The organism is Paenibacillus sp. E194 (genome assembly GCF_000935845.1).
Classification (GTDB): Bacteria; Bacillota; Bacilli; order Paenibacillales; family Paenibacillaceae; genus Paenibacillus_B; species Paenibacillus_B alvei_B.
This window is the reverse complement of record NZ_JMDX01000360.1, coordinates 1-4,318: the sequence shown is the minus strand read 5'-3', so window position 1 is coordinate 4,318 and position 4,318 is coordinate 1. Positions and strand designations below refer to the sequence as shown.

5 protein-coding genes are annotated in these 4,318 nt (G+C 50.3%); 3 read left to right on the top strand and 2 right to left on the bottom strand.

The annotated features are described in order from the left end of the window. Nucleotides 1-432 (top strand): ABC transporter ATP-binding protein (locus AZ66_RS27325; RefSeq protein ID WP_044357788.1); only part of this gene is annotated, 432 nt, incomplete at its 5' end. After that, nucleotides 374-1,558 carry an ABC transporter permease gene (locus AZ66_RS27320; RefSeq protein ID WP_044357787.1) on the top strand — a complete coding sequence of 395 codons (1,185 nt, stop codon included), beginning with the start codon at nucleotides 374-376 and terminating at the stop codon, nucleotides 1,556-1,558. The genes AZ66_RS27325 and AZ66_RS27320, both read left to right, overlap by 59 nt. A gap of 119 nt (nucleotides 1,559-1,677) precedes the next feature. Here AZ66_RS27320 and AZ66_RS27315 read toward each other — a convergent pair whose 3' ends face one another. Beyond that, nucleotides 1,678-2,277 (bottom strand): class I SAM-dependent methyltransferase, encoded by a 600-nt coding sequence (locus AZ66_RS27315; protein WP_044357789.1) that lies wholly within the window; start codon nucleotides 2,275-2,277, stop codon nucleotides 1,678-1,680. A gap of 105 nt (nucleotides 2,278-2,382) precedes the next feature. Then, the gene (locus AZ66_RS27310; RefSeq protein ID WP_044357786.1) at nucleotides 2,383-3,105 is read right to left on the bottom strand and encodes a GGDEF domain-containing protein; all 723 of its coding nucleotides are present in this window, start codon (nucleotides 3,103-3,105) and stop codon (nucleotides 2,383-2,385) included. 181 nt (nucleotides 3,106-3,286) lie between these two features. On the opposite strand from AZ66_RS27310, the gene AZ66_RS27305 reads away from it, so the two are divergent. Next, a complete protein-coding gene (locus AZ66_RS27305; protein WP_044357785.1) occupies nucleotides 3,287-4,312 on the top strand; it encodes a phosphotransferase in 1,026 nt (341 codons plus the stop codon). Nucleotides 4,313-4,318 lie beyond the last annotated feature (6 nt).

Below are 4,318 nucleotides of genomic sequence, written 5' to 3'. Positions count from 1 at the left end.
GCCATTGAAAATGTAGAACTGCCGCTTATCTACCGCGGGCTAGGCACTAAAGAGAGACGAGAGGCGGCACTGCAGGCACTGCAGCAGGTTGGCTTGGAGGACAGGATCAGTCATCGGCCAAGCGAGCTGTCCGGCGGGCAGCAGCAGCGAGTAGCCATCGCTCGCGCATTGGCCGCACACCCGCCCCTCCTGCTTGCAGATGAACCAACTGGAGCATTGGATACGAAGACGGGACACGAGGTGCTCGAACTGATCGATAAGCTCAATCAAGAAGGGCATACGATCGTGCTCATCACTCACGATATGGAGGTCGCTGCTCGTGCGAAGAGGGTTGTCTTCATGAATGACGGCAACCTGACGGAGGAGAGGGGGAATGGGCGTGAAGCTGTCACAAGGATTCAAAATGTCATGGCACAGTATACGATCCAATAAGCTGCGCACCTTCCTATCTATGCTGGGGATATTAATCGGCGTAGCTACCGTTATTTCCTTGATGGCGATGGGCCAAGGCTCTTCCAATGCAGTCGAGCAGTCCCTGCAGAGTCTGGGCACGAACCAGCTGTCTGTGAACATCATGGGTCGAGGCAGCCAAACGACGTTGACTTTGGATGATGCGATTCATCTAGCCGATGACATACCAGATATCGAGAGCCTAGCTCCCGTTGTATCTGGGAGTGCGACCGTCAAAAATGGCACGGCTGAATCCACATCCGTAACCGTGGAGGGCGTTACGCCGGAATATGAGCAGGTGAAGGACTTCAGAAATCAAAGCGGACGCTATATCGTGCCGCTTGACGTCACAGGCTATTCCCGAGTGGCCCTGCTTGGCGTAGATACGGCAGCTGAATTATTCAAGGGAGCAGATCCAATCGGGCAAACGATACTGCTCGATGGCGCACGATTTAAAGTTGTGGGCGTGCTGGAGTCCAAGGGAAGCTCGCTCGGCGGATCGAATGACGAGAAGGTTCTCATCCCTATTACAACGGCGCAGCGCCTATTCCAATCTGCTGGCGTACGTTCCATTGGCATTAAGGTCGCAGATGAGGATCGAATGAGTACCGTCGCAACCGAGCTGGAGACGAAGCTGACGAAGCTGTTCCGCGGCAATACAAACAGCTTCAATATTTTCAACCAGCAGGATGTCAAGGAGACGATGAGCTCGATCACGAAGACGCTGTCTACAATGATGGCAGGTGTCGCCTGCATCTCCCTCATTATCGGGGGGATTGGGATAATGAATATCATGCTGGTATCAGTCACGGAGCGTACGCGGGAAATCGGCATTCGCAAATCGCTCGGCGCCAAGAAGCGAGATATACTGCTGCAATTTCTAATTGAATCCGTCGTCCTCAGCGGACTGGGCGGATTGAGTGGTATTGGACTCGCCTATGGCGCCTGTTTTGCCATGACTCATTTCTTGTCTGTTGCTACCGCCATCCAAGTCGATATCGTCATCTACGCATTTGCTTTCTCTGCGATCATCGGCATCGTGTTCGGCATATTCCCTGCCAACAAAGCAGCTTCCTTGAAGCCTGTAGAAGCTTTGCGGCATGATTGAATTGATTCTGGAATGATGGACGGACAGCATAGCTTGCATCCCGATCAACAAGAAAGACAGCCTGATTCCCTTAAGGAATACAGGCTGTCTCTATTTACCACAATCATTCCTCGATGCTGCTACGGTCTCGCCCAGACAACTTGCAACATATCGAGCCAGTAGCTCTCTTCCCGTTCAATCTTGATGTCCGCGCCGCGAATCATGTCCATGATGCTGCGTGTATGATGGCAGCCCGTAAAGCGATATAGCAGTGGATTGAGCGTCTTCTGCACCGCAGATACAGCCGCCTTCGAGCTGATCCCGTGCTCCATCAGCAGCAGCTTGCCGTCGGGTTTGCACCAGCGACGCATGTTGCGCAGCACCATCATCGGATTCTGGTAGCTGCACATGGATAGCGTGGAGATAACCGTATCGAAAGATTGCTCCGGTAAATTCAATTCTTCCGTGTCCGAGCATATGAAATTGACATTCAACCGGTAATGTTCCGCCGCCTTCCTCGCCTTATCCAGCATACCCCCACTGAAGTCAGTAGCGGTAATACTCACACCTGAAGGGTAGTATGGGAAGTTGGCTCCTGCTCCAACTGCAATTTCAAGCACGTCCCCTGCTGCGCTGCCGATTAGTTTCTCTCTCCATTTTCGCTGCTTCGGATCTTCGCGGCGCTTATCGTATTGAGCAGCTTGTTTATCAAAGATACGAACTAGTTTTGTCTTCTCCAACTGATTGCCCCTCCGTTGCTCCGTATCGCTTGTGAACATGCTTGTCCACCAAGCGAGGTCGATGTCGTGTAGAAGACAATACGAGGAACACCGGCTGTTGTTTCACTATTTTTCCATTACGCATCGGCGTGATGACGCCTCTTCGCAATGTCCATTTGATAGAGTCGCAGTTCGCTTCCGATGGGCATCCGACTTGCTCTGACGCTTGTTCCATAGCATCTGCTTATCCGCAATGTCCACCAATTCATTCAGACTTATGCCTTGACTTGGGAATGTTGAGCAGCCTATGGAGATTGACAACGGTATCTGCTGGTAACTCGTCGGAAGCTGAATGTGGGATAGCAAGGTATGCTGAACAATATGCACTTCCTTATCATCCGCACAAGGAACCATAATAACGAACTCATCTCCGCCCCAGCGCGCAACCCGCTTGCCGGGAATTTTCATTTGCAGCAGCTGACTGCTTACCTTCTTCAGCATCGTGTCACCGACATGATGACCATAACTATCGTTAATCGTCTTAAAGTTATCGATGTCGATGAAATAGACAGCCACTTTGTGATTGGCTTTGATTGATTTCTTGGACATTGCACGGAACAGGCGCAATGCTGCCGGGCGGGTGTGCGTCCTCGTTAACGGATCCGTATCACGTTCGTATCGTAATCGATCGATGTACTTGCCAACTTGCCACGAGAATAACAGGGCCAAAGCTGACATGACCACGACCAAATAATGATTTAGACCCTTTAGCGACAAATACATATGCAGCGGCAAAGCCGCTAGCAAAGTCACTGCAGTCAACAACATTCTGCCTTTTCGTGTCTCCATACTCCACCTCGGAATCTCATTAGACAACATTATATTCCAGCTTGCTGAACATTTACTGAACAATCTTCAAAGGAGCGCCAATCGAATGGCACACTCGCCTGTGTCCACTTCTAGTTCCTCGAATACACTGACGATAGAATTCCTTGCGTGAGATGTATAAGGACAGGGGGACATCGAAGAAGTGGCTCGTCGGTTATCTAAGTTTCAATTTCATACGATTACGAGGCAATATGGGTTGCATCTAAGGAGAGTTAAATCATATCGTTCCCTGTATAAATCCACGGCAGCATACCGGGCTTCTACAGAGGAAGGGATATTCGCCATTAAACCCTTTTATAAATCCAAGGTTATAACCAAGCTGACGACGAAGCAGCAAATTATCCGAATTTCGGCTTACGTGAAGATGCTTCAGGAACAGAGCTATCCTCATCTCCCCCGTTGGCTGTCCACATCGTCCGGGAGAATGTGGGTGAGCCGCCGCGGCAGGCCGTACTACATGATGGAATGGGTAGAGGGGAATCGACCACAGCATGCTCAGGACTTCGAGCAGTTGGGCAGGGCCTTAGCTGTACTTCATACTTGCTGCCAAGGAATTCTCCCTCCAACACCTCTCGTTACGAATAAGGTAATACAGCATCTATTCCAACAAGATGCTGCATTTCGCCGCCAGCTTCCGGCACTGCGCAGAAGCAGAAGAAGGGCATCTTGGTTCAGGACATACGGCACGCAATGTACAGAGCTTGCTGCAGAAGCACAAGGCATCATCAACAACATGGAAATACAACAGCTCTTAAATGAGGAGACCTATCGACCCACATTAATTCATGGTGATATCACTTCGCCGAATGTCATCATGAGCCCGAACGGACTTTATCTCATCGACTGGGATCAAGTAAGAATCGATTCTGCTTATTATGAGATTACGAAAACATTGTTCAACACCACTCATTTCAACCTTGCCCACATAGAGGCACTATTGCAGGGATATGGGCAAGTGAAGCCTTGGACACCACCCGAACGATTGTTACTGAGCGCCCTATACCGTTGCCCGCTTGAAGCATGGATCGCAGCAAGGACAGTATCGGCAAGCCGTTCAATCCTTTTGCAGCGCATATTGGCGCGAACCTGGAATGAGCGGATGGCTGCCATTCAATGGATAGATGAATGGGCTAGAAACACTGACAACGGGGAACAGAGCGGAGAATAATAAAAA